This is a genomic window from Pirellulales bacterium (assembly GCA_035656635.1).
In the GTDB taxonomy this organism is placed as follows: domain Bacteria; phylum Planctomycetota; class Planctomycetia; order Pirellulales; family JADZDJ01; genus DATJYL01.
The window spans coordinates 17,846-37,494 of sequence record DASRSD010000080.1 but is presented as its reverse complement, the minus strand read 5'-3'; the positions used below and the strand labels follow the sequence as shown (position 1 = coordinate 37,494).

At 58.3% G+C, this 19,649-nt stretch carries 15 protein-coding genes; 12 read left to right on the top strand and 3 right to left on the bottom strand.

The window, feature by feature from the left end:
• Window positions 1-7: 7 nt before the first annotated feature.
• The 5 genes from VFE46_07590 (at window position 8) to murA (ending at window position 6,205) form a co-directional block, all read left to right on the top strand.
• A complete protein-coding gene (locus VFE46_07590) occupies window positions 8-1,882 on the top strand; it encodes a hypothetical protein (protein HZZ27857.1) in 1,875 nt (624 codons plus the stop codon).
• Between the two features lie 271 nt (window positions 1,883-2,153).
• Complete coding sequence (gene rpmE / locus VFE46_07585; protein HZZ27856.1) at window positions 2,154-2,420, top strand: 50S ribosomal protein L31; 267 nt, start codon at window positions 2,154-2,156, stop codon at window positions 2,418-2,420.
• A gap of 145 nt (window positions 2,421-2,565) precedes the next feature.
• Window positions 2,566-3,639 (top strand): peptide chain release factor 1, encoded by a 1,074-nt coding sequence (prfA, locus tag VFE46_07580; GenBank protein HZZ27855.1) that lies wholly within the window; start codon window positions 2,566-2,568, stop codon window positions 3,637-3,639.
• An 84-nt stretch (window positions 3,640-3,723) separates the two neighbouring features.
• Complete coding sequence (gene prmC, locus VFE46_07575) at window positions 3,724-4,686, top strand: peptide chain release factor N(5)-glutamine methyltransferase (GenBank protein ID HZZ27854.1); 963 nt, start codon at window positions 3,724-3,726, stop codon at window positions 4,684-4,686.
• Between the two features lie 73 nt (window positions 4,687-4,759).
• Window positions 4,760-6,205, top strand: a complete 1,446-nt coding sequence (murA, locus tag VFE46_07570; GenBank protein ID HZZ27853.1) for a UDP-N-acetylglucosamine 1-carboxyvinyltransferase — start codon at window positions 4,760-4,762, stop codon at window positions 6,203-6,205.
• A 157-nt stretch (window positions 6,206-6,362) separates the two neighbouring features.
• On the opposite strand, the gene VFE46_07565 is transcribed toward murA, so the two are convergent.
• Window positions 6,363-6,860, bottom strand: coding sequence for a DUF1569 domain-containing protein (locus tag VFE46_07565; protein HZZ27852.1), 498 nt, complete (start codon window positions 6,858-6,860; stop codon window positions 6,363-6,365).
• Between the two features lie 56 nt (window positions 6,861-6,916).
• Window positions 6,917-9,499, bottom strand: a complete 2,583-nt coding sequence (locus VFE46_07560) for a ComEC/Rec2 family competence protein (protein ID HZZ27851.1) — start codon at window positions 9,497-9,499, stop codon at window positions 6,917-6,919.
• A 441-nt stretch (window positions 9,500-9,940) separates the two neighbouring features.
• Between VFE46_07560 and VFE46_07555 the strand changes: the two genes are divergently transcribed.
• From VFE46_07555 to VFE46_07525, 7 genes are all read left to right on the top strand, one after another.
• Entirely contained in the window at window positions 9,941-12,259 is a 2,319-nt protein-coding gene (locus VFE46_07555; protein ID HZZ27850.1) for a S9 family peptidase, read from the top strand.
• Window positions 12,260-12,671: 412 nt separating this feature from the next.
• Window positions 12,672-13,637, top strand: a complete 966-nt coding sequence (locus VFE46_07550; GenBank protein HZZ27849.1) for a fatty acid desaturase — start codon at window positions 12,672-12,674, stop codon at window positions 13,635-13,637.
• A gap of 398 nt (window positions 13,638-14,035) precedes the next feature.
• Window positions 14,036-14,260, top strand: coding sequence for a hypothetical protein (locus tag VFE46_07545; GenBank protein ID HZZ27848.1), 225 nt, complete (start codon window positions 14,036-14,038; stop codon window positions 14,258-14,260).
• 82 nt (window positions 14,261-14,342) lie between these two features.
• Window positions 14,343-14,624, top strand: coding sequence for a hypothetical protein (locus tag VFE46_07540; GenBank protein HZZ27847.1), 282 nt, complete (start codon window positions 14,343-14,345; stop codon window positions 14,622-14,624).
• 550 nt (window positions 14,625-15,174) lie between these two features.
• A complete protein-coding gene (locus VFE46_07535) occupies window positions 15,175-15,537 on the top strand; it encodes a hypothetical protein (GenBank protein ID HZZ27846.1) in 363 nt (120 codons plus the stop codon).
• A 402-nt stretch (window positions 15,538-15,939) separates the two neighbouring features.
• A complete protein-coding gene (locus tag VFE46_07530; protein ID HZZ27845.1) occupies window positions 15,940-17,028 on the top strand; it encodes a PilT/PilU family type 4a pilus ATPase in 1,089 nt (362 codons plus the stop codon).
• Window positions 17,029-17,573: 545 nt separating this feature from the next.
• On the top strand, window positions 17,574-17,840 hold the full coding sequence (locus tag VFE46_07525) for a hypothetical protein (GenBank protein ID HZZ27844.1): 267 nt from the start codon (window positions 17,574-17,576) through the stop codon (window positions 17,838-17,840).
• 7 nt (window positions 17,841-17,847) lie between these two features.
• On the opposite strand, the gene VFE46_07520 is transcribed toward VFE46_07525, so the two are convergent.
• On the bottom strand, window positions 17,848-19,281 hold the full coding sequence (locus VFE46_07520) for a hypothetical protein (GenBank protein HZZ27843.1): 1,434 nt from the start codon (window positions 19,279-19,281) through the stop codon (window positions 17,848-17,850).
• Window positions 19,282-19,649: the final 368 nt, after the last annotated feature.

The following is a 19,649-nucleotide window of genomic DNA, read 5'->3' as shown; positions in this document are numbered from 1 at the left end:
TTATTTTATGGCCGAGAACCAGCCACAACGCGGCAGCAAATTTTTTCGCATGGCAATGCGGTTGTCGCTGATTGGCTGCACGGCCGTCGCGGCTGGATGCGGCGCAACGGCTGGGCCCTCCGCGTCTTCCTCTTCCCCGGCACCGGCGACGAACGTGGCCACGCCGCTGGCCGGGCAATCGCAATATCGGGGCGAGTTGCTGCAAAGCGCCGTTGGTCTGTTGAATTCGCCGGAGCAATTCGACGACGATGCCCAAGCTGCTGCACAACTGGTCGAGCGCTTCAACCAGTGGCGACGGCTGGCGCGAGGCGTTCAGCCCGGCGCATCTGAAAACAAACCCCAGGCCCCGGCCACAACCGATGACGAAAACGCTTTTCTCGCTGACAAGCACGATTCGCTGCTCGCGGCGTTGCCCGAAGCGCTGCTCAAACTACATGTTGTTCGGCATTTGAACGATGAGCCGTTCGACCCAGCCTACGATGGCAACTTTCTGCGCGAGGCGGCGGTGCTGCGCGACATTGCCAATGCTATCCAGCCGGAAAAGCTCGACGACGTTTCCGTCGCCCAAGCGCTGTTCGATTGGACCGTGCGGAACATTCAAATCGAAGCGCCCCCTGCAGCCGATGCCTTGCCTCTTGAGCAATGGGTGGCTCTGGAACAGCCTGTGGAAAACGCTTACTTCGGAACCGCCACGCCGCTGGGGCGGGCCTGGTTGTTCATGTTGCTGGCCCGACAACGCGGTTTAGACGTGGTGCTGCTGGCCACTCCCGATCCGCGCAACCCAGACCAGCCGCGTCCCTGGGTTACGGCGCTTTTAAGCGAGGGGGAATTGTATTTGTTCGATTTCAGCTATGGGCTGCCGATCCCCGGCCCGGGTGGCAAGGGCGTAGCCACGCTGTCGCAGGCGGCGGCCGACCCCGCGGTGCTCAAGCAAATGGATGTTCCCGGCGACCGCATTTATCCGCGCAAGCCGGCCGATTTGCAAACAGTGACGGTGCTCATGGAAGCCTCGCCCGGCTATTTGGAGCCGCGGATGAAAATGTTGGAATCACACCTGACCGGACACGATCGGCTGGTGCTTAGCTTTTCGCCCACGGAATTGGCCGAGAAGCTGCGCGGAGTGAAACATATCGATCAAATCAAACTGTGGACCCAGCCGTATGAAGTCTTGGAGCAGCGCCGCAATGTCTCGATTCCGGTGCAACAGGCAGCCGGCTTGGAGAATATGCCGTTTACCATTCTCGCCGATCCGGAGCAATCGCGGCGGCAGCTACAACAGCCCGACGAGGAACAGACTCCGCGCCGCAAAGAACGCACCGTGCTGCCGTTGCGCTTGGGCCGTTACATGCAACTGCGGGGCCTGTTTGGTGGGGCCGATCGTCAGCCGCGTCCGGCCGGCGAGCAAGGCGGGGAACTCAGCGAAATTATGGAGAACGGCGCCAAGTATTATTACCTGCGCGCCTTGCCGACCCAGGAACAGCTCGACGACGTCAATCGAATGGTGCGCAATCATATTGAAATTTCCCCCGGCCGAGTGCTAACGCCCGAATTCGCCGCCGCCTTTCAGCAAAAGCGCGACGACGCAGCTTACTGGTTGGGCATTGTCGCATTCGAGCAGGGAGATTATCAGACCGCGTCCCAATTCTTCGGTCCGATGACGCTTGATGCGTATCCTGACGGCCCCTGGACCAACGGCGCTCGCTACAACTTGGCCCGCTCGGCAGAAGCACAAGGCAAAGTTTCCGAAGCAATTAAACTGTACGAAGCCGACAAATCGCCGCAGCGCTACGGCAACCGGTTGCGCGCGGCCCGTCTGAAAGAAAAAACGAGCGAGAAATCTGAAAAGCCAGCTCAGCCTCCGGCCAATTCACCAAAGAAATAGACCAACTCAACTTCGCTGCTTTTCGGCTTACTAATGATGCTTGTTCGCTGGGGCTGAGCCATTGGTCATTGGTGCTTGGTCATTTGGTCATTCATTCGGCCCGGACCGCAGCGCCCTTGCCGTTACATGGTTCTTACGATAAGATTTTAGGTTCGCTGGTTTTCAAACATCGTGGCCCGTACACAAGCCGGGCTGCACTTTCAGGCGCGGCGTTCTGCAAAAGCGGTCGGCTAAATTCGCGGGAAGCAGGCCAACGCCGGGACGGACGATCATGAAAAAAGACATTCATCCCAAATACATGAACACCGTGGTCAAATGTGGCTGCGGCAACAGCTTCTCCACACGCAGCACCGTGCCGGAGTTGAAGGTCGATATTTGCAACGTCTGCCATCCGTTCTACACGGGCAAGCTGAAATTTATCGACACGGCCGGCCGCATCGAAAAATTCAAGAGCAAGTTCACGGCCGGCTACGCCAGCCTGCAAAAAAAGAAGAAAAAAGAAACCCCGGCGCCCGAGCCCGCCGCCGCGGAATCTTAGCGCTCTTTCTTTAATTGCCTATCTGTGCAATGGTTAAGCCCAGTAATTGCAATCACTGGCTGGCTGCGCCAAGCGATTTGCTACCTGTTCGTAACTGCCCCGTGCCTCCGTGTCTCTGTGGTGAAATAAATCTGGTGAATTCGCCATGCGCGAAATGCTGGACGAAAAATTGGCGCGCTTCATCGAACTGGAACGGCAATTGTCCGATCCGGAAGTGTTGGCCAATTCTGCGCGCGTGGGCGCCATTGCCCGCGAGCACGGCACGTTAAATCGGTTGGCGACGAAATATCGCCGCTTCAAAGAGTTGAACCAGCAAATTGCCGACACCAACGAAATGATCAAAGGCGCCGATGCCGACCTGCGCGAACTGGCCGAATCGGAATTGCCTACGCTGCGGGCCGAGCGCGAAAAACTGTGGGACGAGCTCTTGGATATGACCATCGGCGGCGAAGACGCCAACCGCAATCGCTGCGTCATGGAAATTCGCGCCGGCACCGGCGGCGAGGAAGCCGCGCTGTTCGCCCGGGACTTGTACGACATGTACAAGCACTACTGCGAAGATCACGGCTGGAAAGTCGAACTCTTGGACATGAACCCGACGGAACTGGGCGGCTTTAAGGAAATTATTTTGGGCGTCGACGGCGACGCCGCGTTCCGGCACTTGCAATACGAAAGCGGCGGCCACCGGGTGCAGCGCGTGCCGGAAACGGAAGCCAAGGGGCGCATTCACACCTCTGCCGCAACCGTGGCCGTGCTGCCCGAGCCGGAAGATGTGGAAATCGACATCAGGCCGGAAGATTACCGGCTCGATTTATTCAACGCCAGCGGCCCCGGCGGCCAGCACGTCAACAAAACCCAATCGGCCGTGCGGCTCACGCATTTGGAAACGGGCCTCGTGGTGCAATGCCAGGATGAAAAAAGCCAACACAAAAACAAAGCCAAAGCGCTGCGTGTGTTGAAAACACGGCTCTACGAGCGCAAGCGCGAAATGGAACACGCCAAGCGCGCCGAGCACCGCCGCACCTTAGTCGGCTCCGGCGACCGCAGCCAGCGCATTCGCACCTACAATTTTCCCGAAAACCGCCTGACCGATCACCGCATCAATCTCACGCTCTACAAGCTCGACAACATCTTGTCCGGCAATTTGGATCCCGTGATTCAAGCGCTGTTAGATCACGACCGCCAAGAACAGCGCCAACTGATGGGAACGGTTGAATAAATGACCCATGACCAAGCACCCAATGATCGGAACGATAAAACCATAGAGCCGCGACCGTGAGGGAGCGGAAACGGGCAGCGACTGATGTCTCAATCCGAATCTTGGACCATCGGGCGGTTGCTGACTTGGACGACAGATTATTTGAAGCAGCAGGGCTCCGATTCCCCCCGGCTCGATGCTGAAGTACTGCTGGCCACGGCCCGCGGTTGCAAGCGGATCGATTTATACACCGCCTTCGCCGAAATAGCGGACGACCCCACCCGAACTGCATTCCGCGAACTGGTCCGCCGCCGCGCCGAAGGAACTCCCGTGGCGTACTTAGTCGGCCAGCGCGAATTCTTTTCGCTTTCGTTTCGCGTTACTCCCGATGTGTTAATTCCGCGCCCGGAAACCGAAACGCTGGTGGTGCGCTTGCTCGATTTGGCCGAGTCCGATTTCAAAACCCTCTCCCCTGGCGGAAGAGGGGAGGGTGAGGGGGAATCGCATTACAAGTCAGCACCCTCACCCCAACCCTCTCCCATCCAGGGAGAGGGAGTGCACATCGCCGACATTGGCACCGGCAGCGGCATCATCGCCATTTGCGCGGCCAAGCATTTGCCCACGGCCCACATCACCGCCGTCGATGCCAGCGCCGCGGCGCTGGAAGTTGCCCGTCAAAACGCCGCCGCTCATCATGTCGCTGACCGCATTGAATTCATCGTGTCCGATTTGCTGTCAGCGCTGCCGTCTGAACAAAAATTTAACCTCATTGCCAGCAATCCGCCGTATGTCAGCGAAGCGGAATTTGCTACACTTTCCCCCTCGGTACGCAATTTTGAGCCACGGCAGGCTTTGGTTGCCGGACCGCGTGGAACGGAAGTCATCCAACGGCTGGTGCCGCAAGCAGCCGATCGCCTGGAGTCCGGCGGCTGGCTGCTGTTGGAAGTGAGTCCGATGATCGAACCGGCGGTGCGCGAAATCATTTCGCAGCACGGCGGCTTCGAGCTCGGCCCCACACTCAAAGATTCGGCCAGCCACCCGCGCGTGGTGCAGGCCAAAAAATCATAAAGCCGGCGATGGCATCGCCAGTGTTTGCACAAAGCCGGCGATGGTATCGCCGGAATAGCCACGGAAGGCATCAATGACCGACAACACCCGTTCCAATGTTCTTTCCATTCACGGCGGCTGCCCGGTGCGCGGGTCGCTGGCCGCGGCCGGTTCTAAAAATGCCGCGCTGCCAATCATGGCCGCTAGCATTTTGGCCGACGAGCCGGTGGAGCTGGCTGGCACACCCGACGTGACCGATGTAAACACCTTGGCGCTCATGCTGGGCCACCTCGGCGTGGAAGCTAAACGCCATGCGGATGGCACACTGCATTTACATACCGTCGATCCGGCTCCCGTTACCGCCGATGCGGAATTGGTCGATCGCATGCGGGCCAGCTTTTGCGTGCTGGGTCCATTACTGGCGCGGCGGGGCAGGGCGGTGGTGGCGCTTCCCGGCGGATGTTCCCTTGGCGCGCGGCCGGTCGATTTGCATTTGCAAGGCCTGGCGGCGATGGGCGCCAAAATCCGGTACGATCACAACTACATTATTGCCGAAGCCAAGTTTCTGCACGGCGCCGAAATGAATCTCGCCGGTCTGTACGGCCCCACGGTCACAGGCACCGCCAACATTTTGATGGCAGCCACGCTGGCCCGTGGCGAAACCATTATTCACGGCGCTGCCCGCGAGCCGGAGATTATCGATCTGGGCAAATTCCTCATCGGCCTGGGCGCACGCATCGATGGCCTGGGCGCATCCACCTTGCACATTCAAGGGGTCAAGCAACTCGGTGGCACCGGCGCCGCCGGCTATCGAGTAATTCCCGATCGCATAGAAACCGGCACGCTGCTGTTGGCCGGCGCGATCACTGGCGGCGATGTCACCGTGCGCGGTTGCCGGCCCGATCATTTGGAAGCCATGCTGGCGGTGCTCGATGATGCTGGCGTGATGGTCGACGTGGGACGAAACTGGATTCGCGCCGCCATTTCCGACCGTCCGCAGCCATTTCATTTTTCGGCCCTGCCGTATCCTGGCGTGCCGACCGATTTGCAAGCCCCGCTGACCGCACTGGCGGCCATTGCCGACGGCAGCAGCACCATTTGCGATTGCGTATTCCCCCAGCGCTTTGGCCACGTGGACGAATTGAATCGGCTGGGGGCAAGCATTCAGCAGACTGGAAACGCCGTCACGGCCGCGGGCGTGGAGCAATTCAGCGGCGCGGAAGTTTTCGCCTCCGATTTGCGTGCCGGGGCTGCACTGGTTTTGGCCGGCTTGGCCGCGCCCGGCCGCACCGTGATTCACCATGCCCATCACCTGGCCCGCGGATACGAAGCCCTGCCGAAAAAGCTGCAATCACTGGGCGCGGAAATCGAAGCTGTGGCCGACGCGTGGTATACTTCTGATGGATTGACTTCTGCTGCTCACGAGCCGTCAAGCGCTTCGAATGAATTCTCACGAACCACTGAATACGACAGCCATTGCCGCTCTGGAGTCGCGAGATCTGGAGCGGATTCGCAATATGTCGCTCGCCGAGCGGGGTGAGTTTTTGCACTTAGCCTGCCGTGGCGTTGCCCGACTGGAAGCCAGCCGAAAAGCCATGAGTTTTCCGCCGGCACCCCCCGCTGTGTGGCCGGAATCCACTTGGAAATTTCTCGCGGAGTGCGCCCGCAGTGCCAGACAGCAGTAATGTCATTGACCATCACTCCGGCACGAAAAAGCTCAGGTGCAGTTCGGCGTGGCGGAGGTGGAGTTGGTCCCATTCTTCGTGGGTCATGGGACCGAACACGGGGCTAGGCTGTCGCTGGGGCTCTCGGTTCAAGCGGTCAATGGTTTTCCGCAGATCGTCCAAGCCTTCTTGCGTCGACACCGGGCCGCTGGGCATCAAGGTTTCGGCCGCTTTCTCAGGTAGTTTAAATCCTGGTTTCATAGGGCTGCTGATGATCTTTTTCTTCAGCAGCGGCGCAAACCAGCGAATGTAAAACGGCACCTTGAAATTCGCGCCATCAAGACAAATTTTCATCGCTCCAGACAGGTGCGCCAGCGCATATCCCAATTGCCAGTTGCCCAACTGCCGCACCGGCCGCGCGGCCAAATTCTCGGCGTCCGTCTGAATGTCCGCCAGTTTGCTGAAATGCAATTCCCGCCGACCAGTAACTTTGGCGCTGTTCACCTGCGCAGTGGAGAGGACAGTGCTCATCATGAATTTTCCTTTCGCAAAAAATCGCCGCTGGCCCAGATCGACAATTCAATATATCAAAGTCCGCTTCCGTGGGCAGGCTTCGGCTGCCGGAACGTTTGCACGCCGAGCTGGCCATTGCCCACCGTCACGGTCACCGCGCCCACTTCGGCGGTGTTCAGCACCGTGGCGCCATGGGCTTCGTAAATCGGGCGGGCAATGCGGCCATCTAAATTACTGCCGCAAATAATGGCCCATTTCGGCGCAGTCCAATCGGCAAAATATTCCGGCTCGCTGTAGGCGCTGCCATGATGCGGAGCTTGCAGCACGTCGCAAGGCACTGGATCGCCGTTCATGACCAAATCCATTCCCGGCGGCGCTAAATCGCCGGTGAATAAAATCCGCCGGCCGTCATATCCAATCGAAAGCACCAGGCAGTTGGCATTGTCCGATCCCACCACGCCCAGCGGAGGCGGATGCAGCACGTCGATGGTTACCCCCTCGTCCAACTTCAACCGGTCGCCGGCAAAGGCGTATTGCAGCGGCGTGCCCGATTGCTCGATGCTGTCTTTCAAAGTGCGCAGCGCCTTGGATTTTTCGCGAAACATGACCGGCGACACATACACCACCCCGACGGAAAACCGCTGCAGCAATTCGGGGAGCGAATTGTAATGATCGGTGTCGGCATGCGAGAGGACCACGGCATCCAAGTGCGTAATTCCGCGCGACCATAAGAACGCGCTGATCGATCGTGCCCCGCCCAAGGGCGCGCCCATTCGGCCGGCATCGAAGAGGAGCGTTTTTCCGTCGGGCAATTCCAGCAGCTCGCCGCCGCCGTGTCCGACGGCGATGAAATCGCACCGCAGCGTGTGCTGATTGGCCTGCGCCGGCAGCGCGCCGATTAAACCCACGCCGCACAAGCCGGCAGCAAATGCCGCGCGCCACCTCAGCGGCGGCAATTTGTGCGGCAACAGCACAACCGCCGCCACGCCCAAGTAAAACAAAACCAGCCACCAATCGCCGGGTCCGGCCACCCAAAACCTTCCGCCAGGCAAGTGCGCAAACCATTTCACCGTGCTTTCCAAAACACTCAAGCTGCCGTTGCACACCCAGGCAAACACTGAAGCCAAGGGGGGTAGCCAAGCGCCAAAAAATAGCACGCCCAAGCCCGCTAACATCGCCACCATTACCACCGGGGTGAGCAAGACGTTGAGAATCAAGCCCGACGGTGCAATCAAATGGAACCGGGCCATCACCAGCGGCGTGATCGCCAACCACAGCACGGCGCCCAAGACAAATATTTGCCACGCCCGTTGGCCGCTAAGCCGCCACGCCCGCTGCGGCCAGGGCCTGGTGTCGGCAATCAATCGATCCAACGGATCTTCTCGCCGCGCGCCGAACATCCGCTGGCCGGCGCACATTAGCACCGCCACAGAAAGAAACGACAACTGCACGCCCGTGTGAAACAAGCCGGCTGGATTGAACACCAAAACCACAATTCCTGCCAGCGCTAAACTATTCAGCCCAATGCGTGCCCGTCCCAGCCACGTGCCAAGGCACACAATCCATACCAGCAGCGTGGCGCGCATGACGGGCGGTTCGGCCATGGTCACAAGCATGTACGCGCCAGTGATCATCATCACGCACAGCAATGCCGTCCGGCGCGAAAGCCAGCCCGTGCTAAATACCGCGAACAACAGCCACGCCAGAATTCCCACGTGCAGCCCGGCGATGCACAGGATGTGAATGGTGCCGGTTTCCAGAAACGCCTCGTTGGTTTCTTGATCGACTTGCTCGCGCTGTCCCAGCAACACCGCCGCTGCCAGGCCGGCCTTTTCCCGCGATAAATACCCCCACAACAATTGATCGCCAAAGCGCCGCCCCGCACTGATCCAGCGAGCCGGATTCCAGAGCGAACCCTGCTGTAGCGTCGCAACGCATTCCGGCTTCTTCACGCGAATGATGCACAGCTCGCGCCGGGAGCGTTCGTACAGTGCCGAATCGAACTCGCCGGGATTGCCCGCCGGCAGCGGCGCTTCCAACTCTCCAAAAATGCGCAGCCGATCCCCCGCCTGCACGTTGTGCAATTCTCCTTCCAGCGAAACCTGCGCGCGGCCGGAAGCCGCTTGCCACTGCGCGCCTTTGCGCACTTGCACGACATCTACCAGCCAGCGCATTTGCAAGCCGGCGGGGATGCTACGCAGCGGATCGAATTGCGGGGCGGGAACCGTTTGCGGCGCGCTGGCGGCCACCGCTTCAACACATACCGGTTGCGGCGTTTCTGTGGCCGCCAGGCCAAGCTCGTCGGCCGCAAACAAATTCCAACGGGCATGATGCCAGGCTGCTGCGGCGGCAAGAACCGAAATGCTGAGCGCTGCCATCGCCGCAACCTGCCGGTTGTGATGGCGCCACCGCCACCATGCGGTCAATGACGTCACTCCTAAAATCCACCACAACCCAAAGACTATTGCAGCGGTAACGCCCAGCCAGCGATCGGTCATAATTCCCGCGCAAGCTGCGCCCAGAACCAACACCAACGGCTGATAGGGCGCTGGCCGCCGCCGCGACGAGGGCGCCGCCTGAAGCCCAAAGAAAGCCGCTGTGTGCGGCAATGCAATCCGCTTGCGAATGTGGACCGGCGGTGCCAGCGACAGGCTCATAAACCGGAAATGTAACAGGTTGCAGCCATTTCGGGAATGAATTGCGGCTGGCGGCTGTGGGGACAATTTGTGCATAGCCCGGCAGGGTGGCTGGGGTCGACCGAAAGGAGCCCCCAGCGGGCAGCATTCCAGGGGCTCGGCGGCACTCGACCCCGGCCACCCAATGCAGTTCACTTCAAAATGCATCACTACCGGCTGACGGCCGACCGGCTGGCAGATAGGCAATTCTCCAGCAATTGCCGCGGCGGAGCAGGGTGCTTCCAAAACCGGCGGCTGGCCGCGTGCGTAGGAAGCATGAAAAGCTGCGATGTTCGGGCGGGGAGGGGTGCGCGCACTTCGCCTTGGCGAACGCCGCAGCTATCGGCTATGTTGAGCGGTCCTAGCCGGGTATTCCGGAGTGTTGCACGAAGGTCCGATTTTTCACCACAGGAGTTTTCACCGATGCTGCCTGCTGAGATGGTGCGTTGTGCCAAACTGCGCGGGACTCGTAAATGCGGCTTTGCGGCCGTTGGTGTCGCCATCCTTGCCCTTGGATACAGCCTGGGTTGCTCGCCCAGTTCGGCCGGCGGGCCTGAAACGAGCGGTGCCATCAATTCGCTGGCCGAGTTCGCCACTCCACCGGCAGGCGCCGCAAGCGCACCCAGCGCCGCGGCAAAGCGAGCCGTCCCCAAAGTCACTTCCGCCGAGCCGCATCCCTTGGACAAAGTGGCCCCGCTCATTCCCCGCGACGTGCTGTTCGGCAATCCCGACAAAGCCATGGCCCGCATCAGCCACGACGGCAAACGGCTCGCCTATTTAGCGCCGGTGAAAAATGACGATGGCGAAGGGGTGCTGAACGTGTTCGTGGGCACGCTGGAAAATCCCGATGCTGCCAAAGCAGTGACGCACGAAAAAGATCGACCCGTCGAAGGTTACTTCTGGGCCTACACCAACAAGCATCTTCTGTATGCGATGGACGACAAGGGAGACGAAAACTTCCATGTGTTCGCGGTCAACCTCGACACCGGCAAAGTGAAGGATATTACCCCGCTCGATCCGGCCAACGCCGTCGACGAAAAAGGACAAAAGAAAAAAGTGCGGGCCGAAATTGCGGAAGTGAGCTGGCGCGATCCAGAACATGTGGTGATCGGCCTAAACGATCGCGATCCGCGCTATCACGATTTGTATCTGGTGAACATCACTACGGGCGAGAAAAAGCTGCTGCAAAAAAATCCCGACTTCGCCGGCTTTGTCGTCGATGAAGATTACAAAGTTCGCTTTGCGGAAAAAATGACTCCCGATGGCGGCACGCTGTATCAGGAGCCCGACGGCAAAGGAGGCTGGAAAGATTTTTTGAAAATCGGCAAGGATGATAACGAAACGACCAGTCTGGCCGGCTTCAACAAAGCCGGCGACGTGCTGTACCTCATCGACAGCCGCAAGAGCGATACCGGCGAGCTGAAAACCATCGATTTGAAAACCGGCGCCGAAAAAGTAATTGCCACCGGCACGCAGGGCGAAATCGACGGCGTGATGTCGCACCCCACGGAAAACACCATTCAGGCCGTGGCCACCGTGTATGATCGCACTAAGTGGCAATTCTTCGATAAAGAAGTGGAAGACGATTTCCACCGCCTCCAGAAGCTGGGCGAAGGGGATAACGATATTAAAATCGTCAGCACCACCTTGGACGATCGCAAATGGCTGGCCGCGCTTCTGCCCGACGACGGCCCGGTGCGCTACTACCTGTACGACCGCGACACCAAGCAGCCGAAATTCTTGTTTGCCATCCGGCCGGAGCTGGCCGATTTGCCGCTGCAAAAAATGCACTCGGTCATTATTCCCACCCGCGACGGCTTAAAGATGGTGGCGTATCTCACGCTGCCGCCAGGGAGCGATCCCAAGCACACCGGCCGGCCCAGCCAACCCCTGCCGATGGTGCTGGACGTGCATGGCGGACCCAACGCTCGGGATGAATGGGGCATGAACGCCGAGCATCAGCTTTGGGCCAACCGCGGCTACGTTGTGCTCAGCGTGAACTATCGCGGCAGCACCGGCTTTGGCAAAAAATTCTTTAACGCCGGCAACCGCGAATGGGCGGGCAAAATGCACACCGACCTGCTCGATGCCGTCGATTGGACCGTGAAAGAAAAAATTGCCGATCCCAAAAAAGTGGCCATCCTCGGCGGCAGCTACGGCGGCTACGCCACACTGGTGGGGCTCACATTCACGCCCGACGTGTTCGCCTGCGGCATCGACGAAGTCGGCCCGTCCAACTTGAACACGCTCATCGAAAGCATTCCCAAGTATTGGGAACCAGCCATTGAAGATTTGAAAAACCGCATCGGCGATTTCACGACCAAAGAAGGCAAAAAATTCCTGTGGGAGCGCTCGCCGCTTTCCAAGGTCGATCAAATCAAGCGGCCGCTGCTTATTGGCCAGGGCCAGAACGATCCGCGCGTGAATGTGCGCGAGGCGGAGCAAATCGTCAAAGCCATGCAGGCCAAAAAATTGCCCGTCACGTACGTGTTGTTCCCGGACGAAGGGCACGGCTTCGCGCGGCCGGAAAACGAAATGGCGTTTAACGCCGTGTCGGAAGCGTTTCTGGCAAAAATTTTGGGGGGCCGGTATGAGCCTATTGGCACTGCCTTTGAAGGCTCCACGATTACCGTTCCCACCGGCGCCACCGACGTGCCCGGCCTCAAGGCTGCACTGGCCGCCATGCCCAAGGCTCCGGCCGCCGGCGATCAATCCAGCGCGGCAAGTAAAGCCAAAGAGTAGCCGCAAATACACGCGGATAAACGCGAATCAAGCAGAGGGGTTTTAATGCAAGGCAAATGGGACGATTTTTTCTTAAATCGTCTTCCGATTCGCGTTCATTTGCGGTCATTTTATCTGGTTCATTCGCGGCTATTTTGCCTGCATCGGTCATTGGTGCTTGGTCATCGGTCATTCCCCAATCGCTAGCGGCTTAGCGGTTTTTCCCCCCTTTTTCACGCTGCCGCACCAGCTTTTACACAACTTTTACAATCGCGGTGCGCATCCATGACAATCGAAAGTCGTTAAATCCCTACAATCTAGTCGATCAAAGTGACGGTCGCCCGAAACGGCCCGTCTAAACATTTACTCCCCCGCAATTCCTTCCCTGCGCCACAAAAACGCGTTGCCGCCAACGCCATTCAAGGAACTACTCATGTCGCTACTGGCCGATCCCGTCGAACCAAGCGGTGTCGCGATTGCACTTCCTGCTGCCACACCAGACGCCAGACAACCAGATAACAAGCACCGGGCTTCCAAGCCGCTGCAAACGGTCGACCCATGGCAGGGGGGCCTCGATTGGGGCACCATCATTTGGTTTTCCATCGTGCACGCCGGCGCGCTGGCCGCCCCCTTCTTGTTCACGTGGAAGGCCCTCGGCTTATTCTTCGGCATGTACTGGCTCACCGGCGGGGTGGGCATTTGCTTGGGCTACCATCGGCTGCTGACGCACGGCAGTTTTCAAACTTATCGGCCGGTGAAATGGCTGATCGCTTTTCTCGGCGGGTTGGCGGGCGAAGGCTCGGCCGTTATTTGGGTGGCCAACCATCGCAAGCATCATGCGTATAGCGATAAGGAAGGCGATCCGCATTCTCCCCGCGATGGCGGCTTGTGGAGCCACATGCTGTGGTTCATGCCCAACTTCGGCCGCAAGTGGCACGACGAAATGGGCCAGCATTACGCTCCCGACCTGGTGAAAGATCCCGTCATCCGCTTTCTCGATAAAACCTTTTTGCTGTGGTTCTTCGTGCTGGGCGGCGCCATGTGGACCGTCGGCTACGTGTTTTGGAATTCGTACACCGCCTGGTCGTTTGTGGTGTGGGGCATGTTCGTCCGCATGGTGTGGGTGTACCACATCACCTGGTTTGTGAATTCCGCCACGCACATCTGGGGTTACCGCAATTACGAAACCACCGACGACAGCAAAAACCTGTGGTGGGTGGGTCTGCTCGGCTGGGGCGAAGGGTGGCACAACAACCATCACGCTTACCAGCGCATGGCCCGTCACGGCCATAAGTGGTGGGAAGTCGATCTCACCTACTATGCCATTTGCGCTCTGGAAAAATGCGGCCTGGCCTGGAACGTGGTCCACAAAGTCCCCGCCTGGCAAAAGCCGGAATAGCCCGGTTGGCATGGGACTCCGGCTGGCACACGATTGCATCGTGTGTGACCGAGGCACGCAGGGTTCAACGTCAGTTAGTCCCGGGCTCTGCTTGGGAGTCCTGCTTAACCAACGTTTAGCCGCGCTGGCGGAGCGGCCGCTTAGCCCCGGCACCCATTCCAAATTCACTTTCGCTTAGCCCCGGCGCCCGCGCCGAATCGGATCATCGCTTAGTTCCGGCGGCCACGCCGGGGTCAACTTCATGGGTTTTGCTTCTTTCGATCCGACGGGTCCTTCGGCTCAACAGGTCCAAAAATTGCTCGCTTCTTACCGCGTTCCAAAAAGTGTGGTTCGAGCATTTTTAGGCCCTGAAATTGTGACAAACTGGACCAGCCTGGTCGGGTTTGAAACGCCTGAGTATGAATTCCTCCTTCAATAACAAGGATATCAAGCGGCTGCAGCAGGAAATTAAATCTCACCTCGACCGTGTCGCCCGGTTAATCAGGCAAGCCAAAATCTTTTTGGAATCGAAAGAGGGATCTGCCAAATCGCACACTCCCACTCGGTTTTCCGACCCCCGGCAGCCGGAATCGTTCCCCGGGCATCCTACGCCGGAGCCAGATCAATCGCGCCGCCCGCGGTAGACTTTACTGGCGACCTGGCGAATGTGCTGATGGCTAACCATTCTGCCGACGAAGCCCGTTGCCAGCGGTTACAATGCAGGGCATGGTGCAATTTTCTTTGCAACGCCTGCTGGTGAGTGTCGCCCTGATTGCTTTGGGCCTGGCCGTGCTTATGAGCCCGCTGGGCCGTTTTTACTTTGCGCATCCAACATATCCAGCAGAGCTGTCGCTGGACCGCATGAACTTTTGGCTGATCGCCTGGATGACCGCCGGGCTATGGATTGGCGCCGGGCTGGGCTTGCCGTGGCGCTATCCCATTCGTGGCGCGTGCCTGGGAATAATGACCCAGTTCATCGTGTGGGCCGCGCTGGCCCACTGGCGCTAGTGCCTTCTGACGGTGGTTGCGCGGTCGCCAAATTTCGGGACAGATTAAATTCTCGAGCAAAGCCTGTTCTAGATGCAGTAACTCTAATTCTCCACCGACGGCTATAATGCGGTGCATAAATTCTCTAACCCTATTCGGCCTCGTTGCCGTCGTGCTGATGTGGCCTTCTATACCGTCGAAGAGCAGTCGCCCTGGTTTATTTTAGCATTTGCAGGCGCGTGCTGGATGGGCTCCGCCTATGGCTTCCTGCAAGGCGCGTGGCCGTTCGGAATTGTCGAGTGCATCTGGGGAATCATTGCGGTCCGGAAATGGTGGAAGCGTCAGCGGCGAAACTGAATTTTCGGCCGGCTGCAAAAATTTCGGGGCAAGATGCCTTCTAGCGCCGAAGATTATTCCGGCGGCAGTAATTTTGATTCACCACTCGGCTATCAAAATGAATCGTGAGCAAAAATGGACCCCGCCACGGCGGTTGACCTGCCGGCGGCGGTAGTGTCCTAGGCCAACACGCCAACGTTCGGTTTCAAATCGCCCCTCTGCTACAATGCGGGGTATGAAAGTTCGGTCTCAATTTAGCCTGCGTACATTGTTGGTAATCACCGGTCTAATTGCCGTCGCGAGTGGCTGGATTTGCTATCAGCTTGATTGGATTCGCCAGAGGAAGAATTTCCTCGCCCAAGACGATGTTTATTGGTTGCGAGGCTGGATGTACAAGTGGGAGCCGATAGAACCATCGTGGCCGCTGCGAATTTTTGGACCCGATGGCGTCGCCTATTTACAGGTCAGCGATCTTTGCATCGACAAAGCGCGGAAGCTATTTCCGGAGCTGGACAGTGCACACCGCATCGCGATTGAGCACGAGGGCAAAATAATCGTTCCGGTGGTTCCCGATACATTACCCGACTCGGAATCCTGAACCACATGCCATCGGAATCCCGGTCGTGGCCGACCGGGCTAACCATCCGTTGCGCGCTCGTAGATAATTTACATCTCAGCCAATCTTCACACCTCTTTGCTACAATACGGGGATGAAACTGCCCCGTTTTAGTTTGCGAACGCTCTTTGCAACCGTTTTATTGGTCGCGGTTGCCTCTGCCTGTTTAGCATGGCAAAAGGGTATCGTGGACCGGCGGACTGAATGGGTTCATTCAGCTAATCGCCTGATCGACGTTCGATGGACGCGGCGGAGTCTTTGGGAATTTCCGATTCCCTTTGTCCGTAGAATGCTCGGAGACCATTCGTATACCCATATCGTTTCAAAACGGCAGTTTACCGGCAAATAGTTCAACACCTCAGAGAAAATGCTGGCACATCTCCTATGGAACTCGACATCCTACTTCGATTCGCAGTCCAGCAAGGCGCCTCCGACCTGCATTTTCAGGCCGGTTCTCCTCCCATGATACGGCTCGCCGGCGAGGCGCGATTCGTGGAGGGTCCCTTGCTAACGCACGAAGACATTGCCGGAGTGGTCTCGGCGATTGCGCCCGCCGCCGTGGCAGGTTCTTTGGATGCAGCCATCACGCAGGGACTGGATTTCTCTTACGTGGTTGAAGGCTTAGCCCGCTTTCGCTGCAGCGCATATCGCACGCTGGGCTCGCCCGCCATTGTGATTCGCGTTATCCGCACAACCATTCCCACGCTTGACGAACTGAATCTGCCGGCTGTCGTCAAAGATATTGCTCGATCGGAACGCGGGCTGACTCTTCTCTCTGGCACAACCGGCAGCGGTAAGAGCACGACGCTGGCAGCCATGATCGATCTAATCAACGGTGCCTTACGGAACAAGATTATTACCATCGAGGACCCGATAGAATACGTGCACACCCACAAGAAGTCGATGATCTCTCAGCTTGAAGTCGGTGGGGATACACCATCCTTTGCACAAGCCATGCGCCAAGCGTTGCGGCAAGACCCCGATGTGATTTTGGTCGGCGAGTTGCGCGACGTTGAAACCTTGCGGATTGCTTTGCAGGCTGCCGACACGGGTCACCAGGTGTTTTCCACCGTACACAGCGCAACGGCCTCTCAAACCATCGAACGCATCATCGCCATGTTTCCTCCCGCAGAGCATAAGTTGCTGCTCGGGCAACTCGCTAGCTCCATCGAGGCAATCATCTCACAGCGGTTAATTCCCACACGCGAAGGCAATCTCCGACCGGCCGTGGAAATCCTGCGCGGCAGTGCTGTCGCGCAAAAGCTGATATTTGAAAACCGGCTGGCCGAGTTGGGAGATTACATCGCTACCGGCGAATCGGGAATGCAGACATTCGATCAACACCTGGCGAAGATGTACAGGGAAAATGCAATATCTGGCACTGAGGCCCTCCGCCAAGCAACCAACCCAGGCCACTTATCCATGGCCATGCGAAGAATATCGGGCATGGGTGCCGGGCATGCAACGATCTAGATATTGCAATCAAAAAATCTTCGTCACCATCGCCCGCGGCCACGCGCTTGTCTGCAGTTAGGCTACAGTGAACCGCCAGGCAACATGGCTTTGCCCGAAAAATCCGTTTTGCCCCGGTAACCGATAATCCTGTAGCGACTCAACCAGCCGGTGGCCCGGTAAGTGAATCCGGTCATTAGGTATATCAGGAAATGGCAGCATGTCTGATAACTGGATCGCGCTGATTCCGGCAGATCCACGGTTTGTTCCCGATGCGGCGAAACAACGCGAAGCACGTGATCGGTTTGCCGATAATTTTTTTTGCCCAAAATTGGGCCACTCGTTTGGTAAAATGTGCCTTTTGAGTGCGAAACTACCGGGCTGCGGACAGTCCGGCCGATCACTGATCTCTGACTCGTGATTCCTGTCCACCGTTGGCCCCCGGTCATTGACCGAGGGCTAAATAGTCGTGCTGGAACGCAAATCAATGACTACCGACAACTGTCGCCTGCCCTCTGAACTCCGCTTCCTGAACCCTGACTCCTTTTGACACAACCAGCATCTTTATGTCACACACCCGCCGACAAACATCTGCGAATTTTCAAAGTCGAATTGGCTTGGGTGGTGACAGTTTCCATACTTTTGTCGCGAAAGAAAAAATCCACGGTAAAAAGGATTTCGCACGCAATCTGCACACGATCAATCGAACCCGTATCGCTTTTCGGCGCATGAAAAAACCCCCGGTCGACGGCGACCGGGGGGCTGAACGTGCCCATCATGTTGCCCATCTCAGTTGCATTTCACAGTTGCCCATCTCAGATTCACTTCATTAGGAGCCCATCACGGTTGCAGCACGTCCAAAGTTTGATACAGCTTGGCCGGGTGTTGCGCCGGATCGTACTTGGCAATGACGCCGGTGCGTTCGAATTCCGCCCGCATTTTCACCGGCCGGCCGAAGCCGTTGTCGCTGACCGATTCCGGCGCGAACGGATGGAACGAAAGAATGGCGTCGCTGCCGCGGATATGCCCGTACCAATCGCGGTTGGGATTGAAATCGGAAACCGGCTTGGCGGCCGAATCGTGGCACCGCATGCAGCTGGTCTGATCGACCTGCACGAAACCAGCATCGTACTTGGCCGGCACAATTTGGAACGCGGCGCTGGTGGTGGGAGCATACGTTTTCACGCCGCTGGGAGATTGCCGCCACACTTCGCCCAAGGCCGAGCGGAATGTGCTGCCGGCGAGCAATTGGCCCACGAGTTTGTCGTCGGCCAACGTGGGGAGCGAATCGACGCCCATGGTTTGCTTGAACACATGTCGGGCCGGTTGCTTATCGGCCAGTTGCAGCACCTTCATTTCGCCGGGCTCTTCCAACTGCTTGATGGCCGTGGCCAGCTTGGGCTCGTCCTGCCAATGGGGACGCAGCTCTTTGATGCGCGCGGCCAAATCAGCGGCGGTGGGGAACGGACGGTACACGTCGACATCCCACGCGCCGTAATTGCGAGTGCGAGTGCGTACCTCGAAGGTGTAGGCGTAACCATCGGGGCCGGTCATTGCCAGTGCTTCGCCCACGACGGCGCCGACAGGGAACGTCCAAGCGTAGCCCTCGTTGGTATCGCCGCGAAGCCGCTTGCGAAACCAAACGATGGGGTGCGGGCGATCTTTTTCATCGCGCGGCAACCAAACAAAGCGGAACGCTTCTACGCCGCTGGTGCGCTGGGTGCCGGCGGGACTGCCCCAGGGAAATTCTCGATTGCCGTTCCCGTACGGCTCCGAGCCGTTGGCGGAAATGTTGTAGTACGCCGAATGCACGCCCTGCAAATTGCCGCTCCAATCTTGAAAGGCCCGGGGCATTTCCTGCTCGGTGTACAGAATCAACCGCGGGTCTTGGAGGATTTTTTGCAGCTCGGGATTATCGACCCGCGGCAACATCTTGCGCAGCCGCTGCTCTTTTTCATCCGACATCAGCCGGGCGGAGCCGCTGGATGCGGGTGTGCCGGAAGCCGGCGTGCTGGCCGACTTCGTGGACGCTGTGGAATTGGAAGCAGATTTAGCGGCAGACGTCGAACTGGCGACGCTTGCCGAAGTGGTACTGGTGGCACTCGCTGGGCCTGGGGCTGCCGCCGAATGAGCCGGAGCCGCGCTCGATTTGGCCGAAGCAGCCGTCGACGGGGCAGGGGCCACGGTCGGAGTCTTTTCGGCCTGGGCCGGTGCTTTTTCAGCAGCCAGCCCCGAAACGCCCAAGGCCATCAGTGCAATCAACAAACTGTGCATGATTACGCCTCCTTACTAACGAACAACAAACTGCCAACCGGGGCAGCCGGGGCGGCTGCTTCCTGGCACGGTCGGCGACGGAAAAACGGTTGGTGGTTGGCCGATAGCTCCACTTTGCTCGAAAGCAAGCCGGCGGCGAGTCAGGGTGGGAATCAAAACCGGTGGGATCCAAAACTGGCGGTAACGGTCAGCCGTAAAACTCTTCGCAAACTGCCCGTTTGTTCGATGGAGGCTAACAACCGAAAAACAGCCTCTCAAGCCCCCGGGCCAGAACAATGTTTTGCTATACTGTGCAGAATTTTCACATTCACATTCAATGCGACTAGTGGACGTAAGATTTCACCGTCAATTTGCGTTGCGCTGCTAAA

Coding starts and splice junctions, on each gene's coding strand:
- VFE46_07590 (HZZ27857.1), top strand. CDS start 8: ATGGCCGAGAACCAGCCACAACGCGGCAGCAAATTTTTTCGCATGGCA.
- rpmE (HZZ27856.1), top strand. CDS start 2,154: ATGAAAAAAGACATTCATCCCAAATACATGAACACCGTGGTCAAATGT.
- prfA (HZZ27855.1), top strand. CDS start 2,566: ATGCGCGAAATGCTGGACGAAAAATTGGCGCGCTTCATCGAACTGGAA.
- prmC (HZZ27854.1), top strand. CDS start 3,724: ATGTCTCAATCCGAATCTTGGACCATCGGGCGGTTGCTGACTTGGACG.
- murA (HZZ27853.1), top strand. CDS start 4,760: ATGACCGACAACACCCGTTCCAATGTTCTTTCCATTCACGGCGGCTGC.
- VFE46_07565 (HZZ27852.1), bottom strand. CDS start 6,860: ATGAGCACTGTCCTCTCCACTGCGCAGGTGAACAGCGCCAAAGTTACT.
- VFE46_07560 (HZZ27851.1), bottom strand. CDS start 9,499: ATGAGCCTGTCGCTGGCACCGCCGGTCCACATTCGCAAGCGGATTGCA.
- VFE46_07555 (HZZ27850.1), top strand. CDS start 9,941: ATGCTGCCTGCTGAGATGGTGCGTTGTGCCAAACTGCGCGGGACTCGT.
- VFE46_07550 (HZZ27849.1), top strand. CDS start 12,672: ATGTCGCTACTGGCCGATCCCGTCGAACCAAGCGGTGTCGCGATTGCA.
- VFE46_07545 (HZZ27848.1), top strand. CDS start 14,036: ATGAATTCCTCCTTCAATAACAAGGATATCAAGCGGCTGCAGCAGGAA.
- VFE46_07540 (HZZ27847.1), top strand. CDS start 14,343: ATGGTGCAATTTTCTTTGCAACGCCTGCTGGTGAGTGTCGCCCTGATT.
- VFE46_07535 (HZZ27846.1), top strand. CDS start 15,175: ATGAAAGTTCGGTCTCAATTTAGCCTGCGTACATTGTTGGTAATCACC.
- VFE46_07530 (HZZ27845.1), top strand. CDS start 15,940: ATGGAACTCGACATCCTACTTCGATTCGCAGTCCAGCAAGGCGCCTCC.
- VFE46_07525 (HZZ27844.1), top strand. CDS start 17,574: ATGTCACACACCCGCCGACAAACATCTGCGAATTTTCAAAGTCGAATT.
- VFE46_07520 (HZZ27843.1), bottom strand. CDS start 19,281: ATGCACAGTTTGTTGATTGCACTGATGGCCTTGGGCGTTTCGGGGCTG.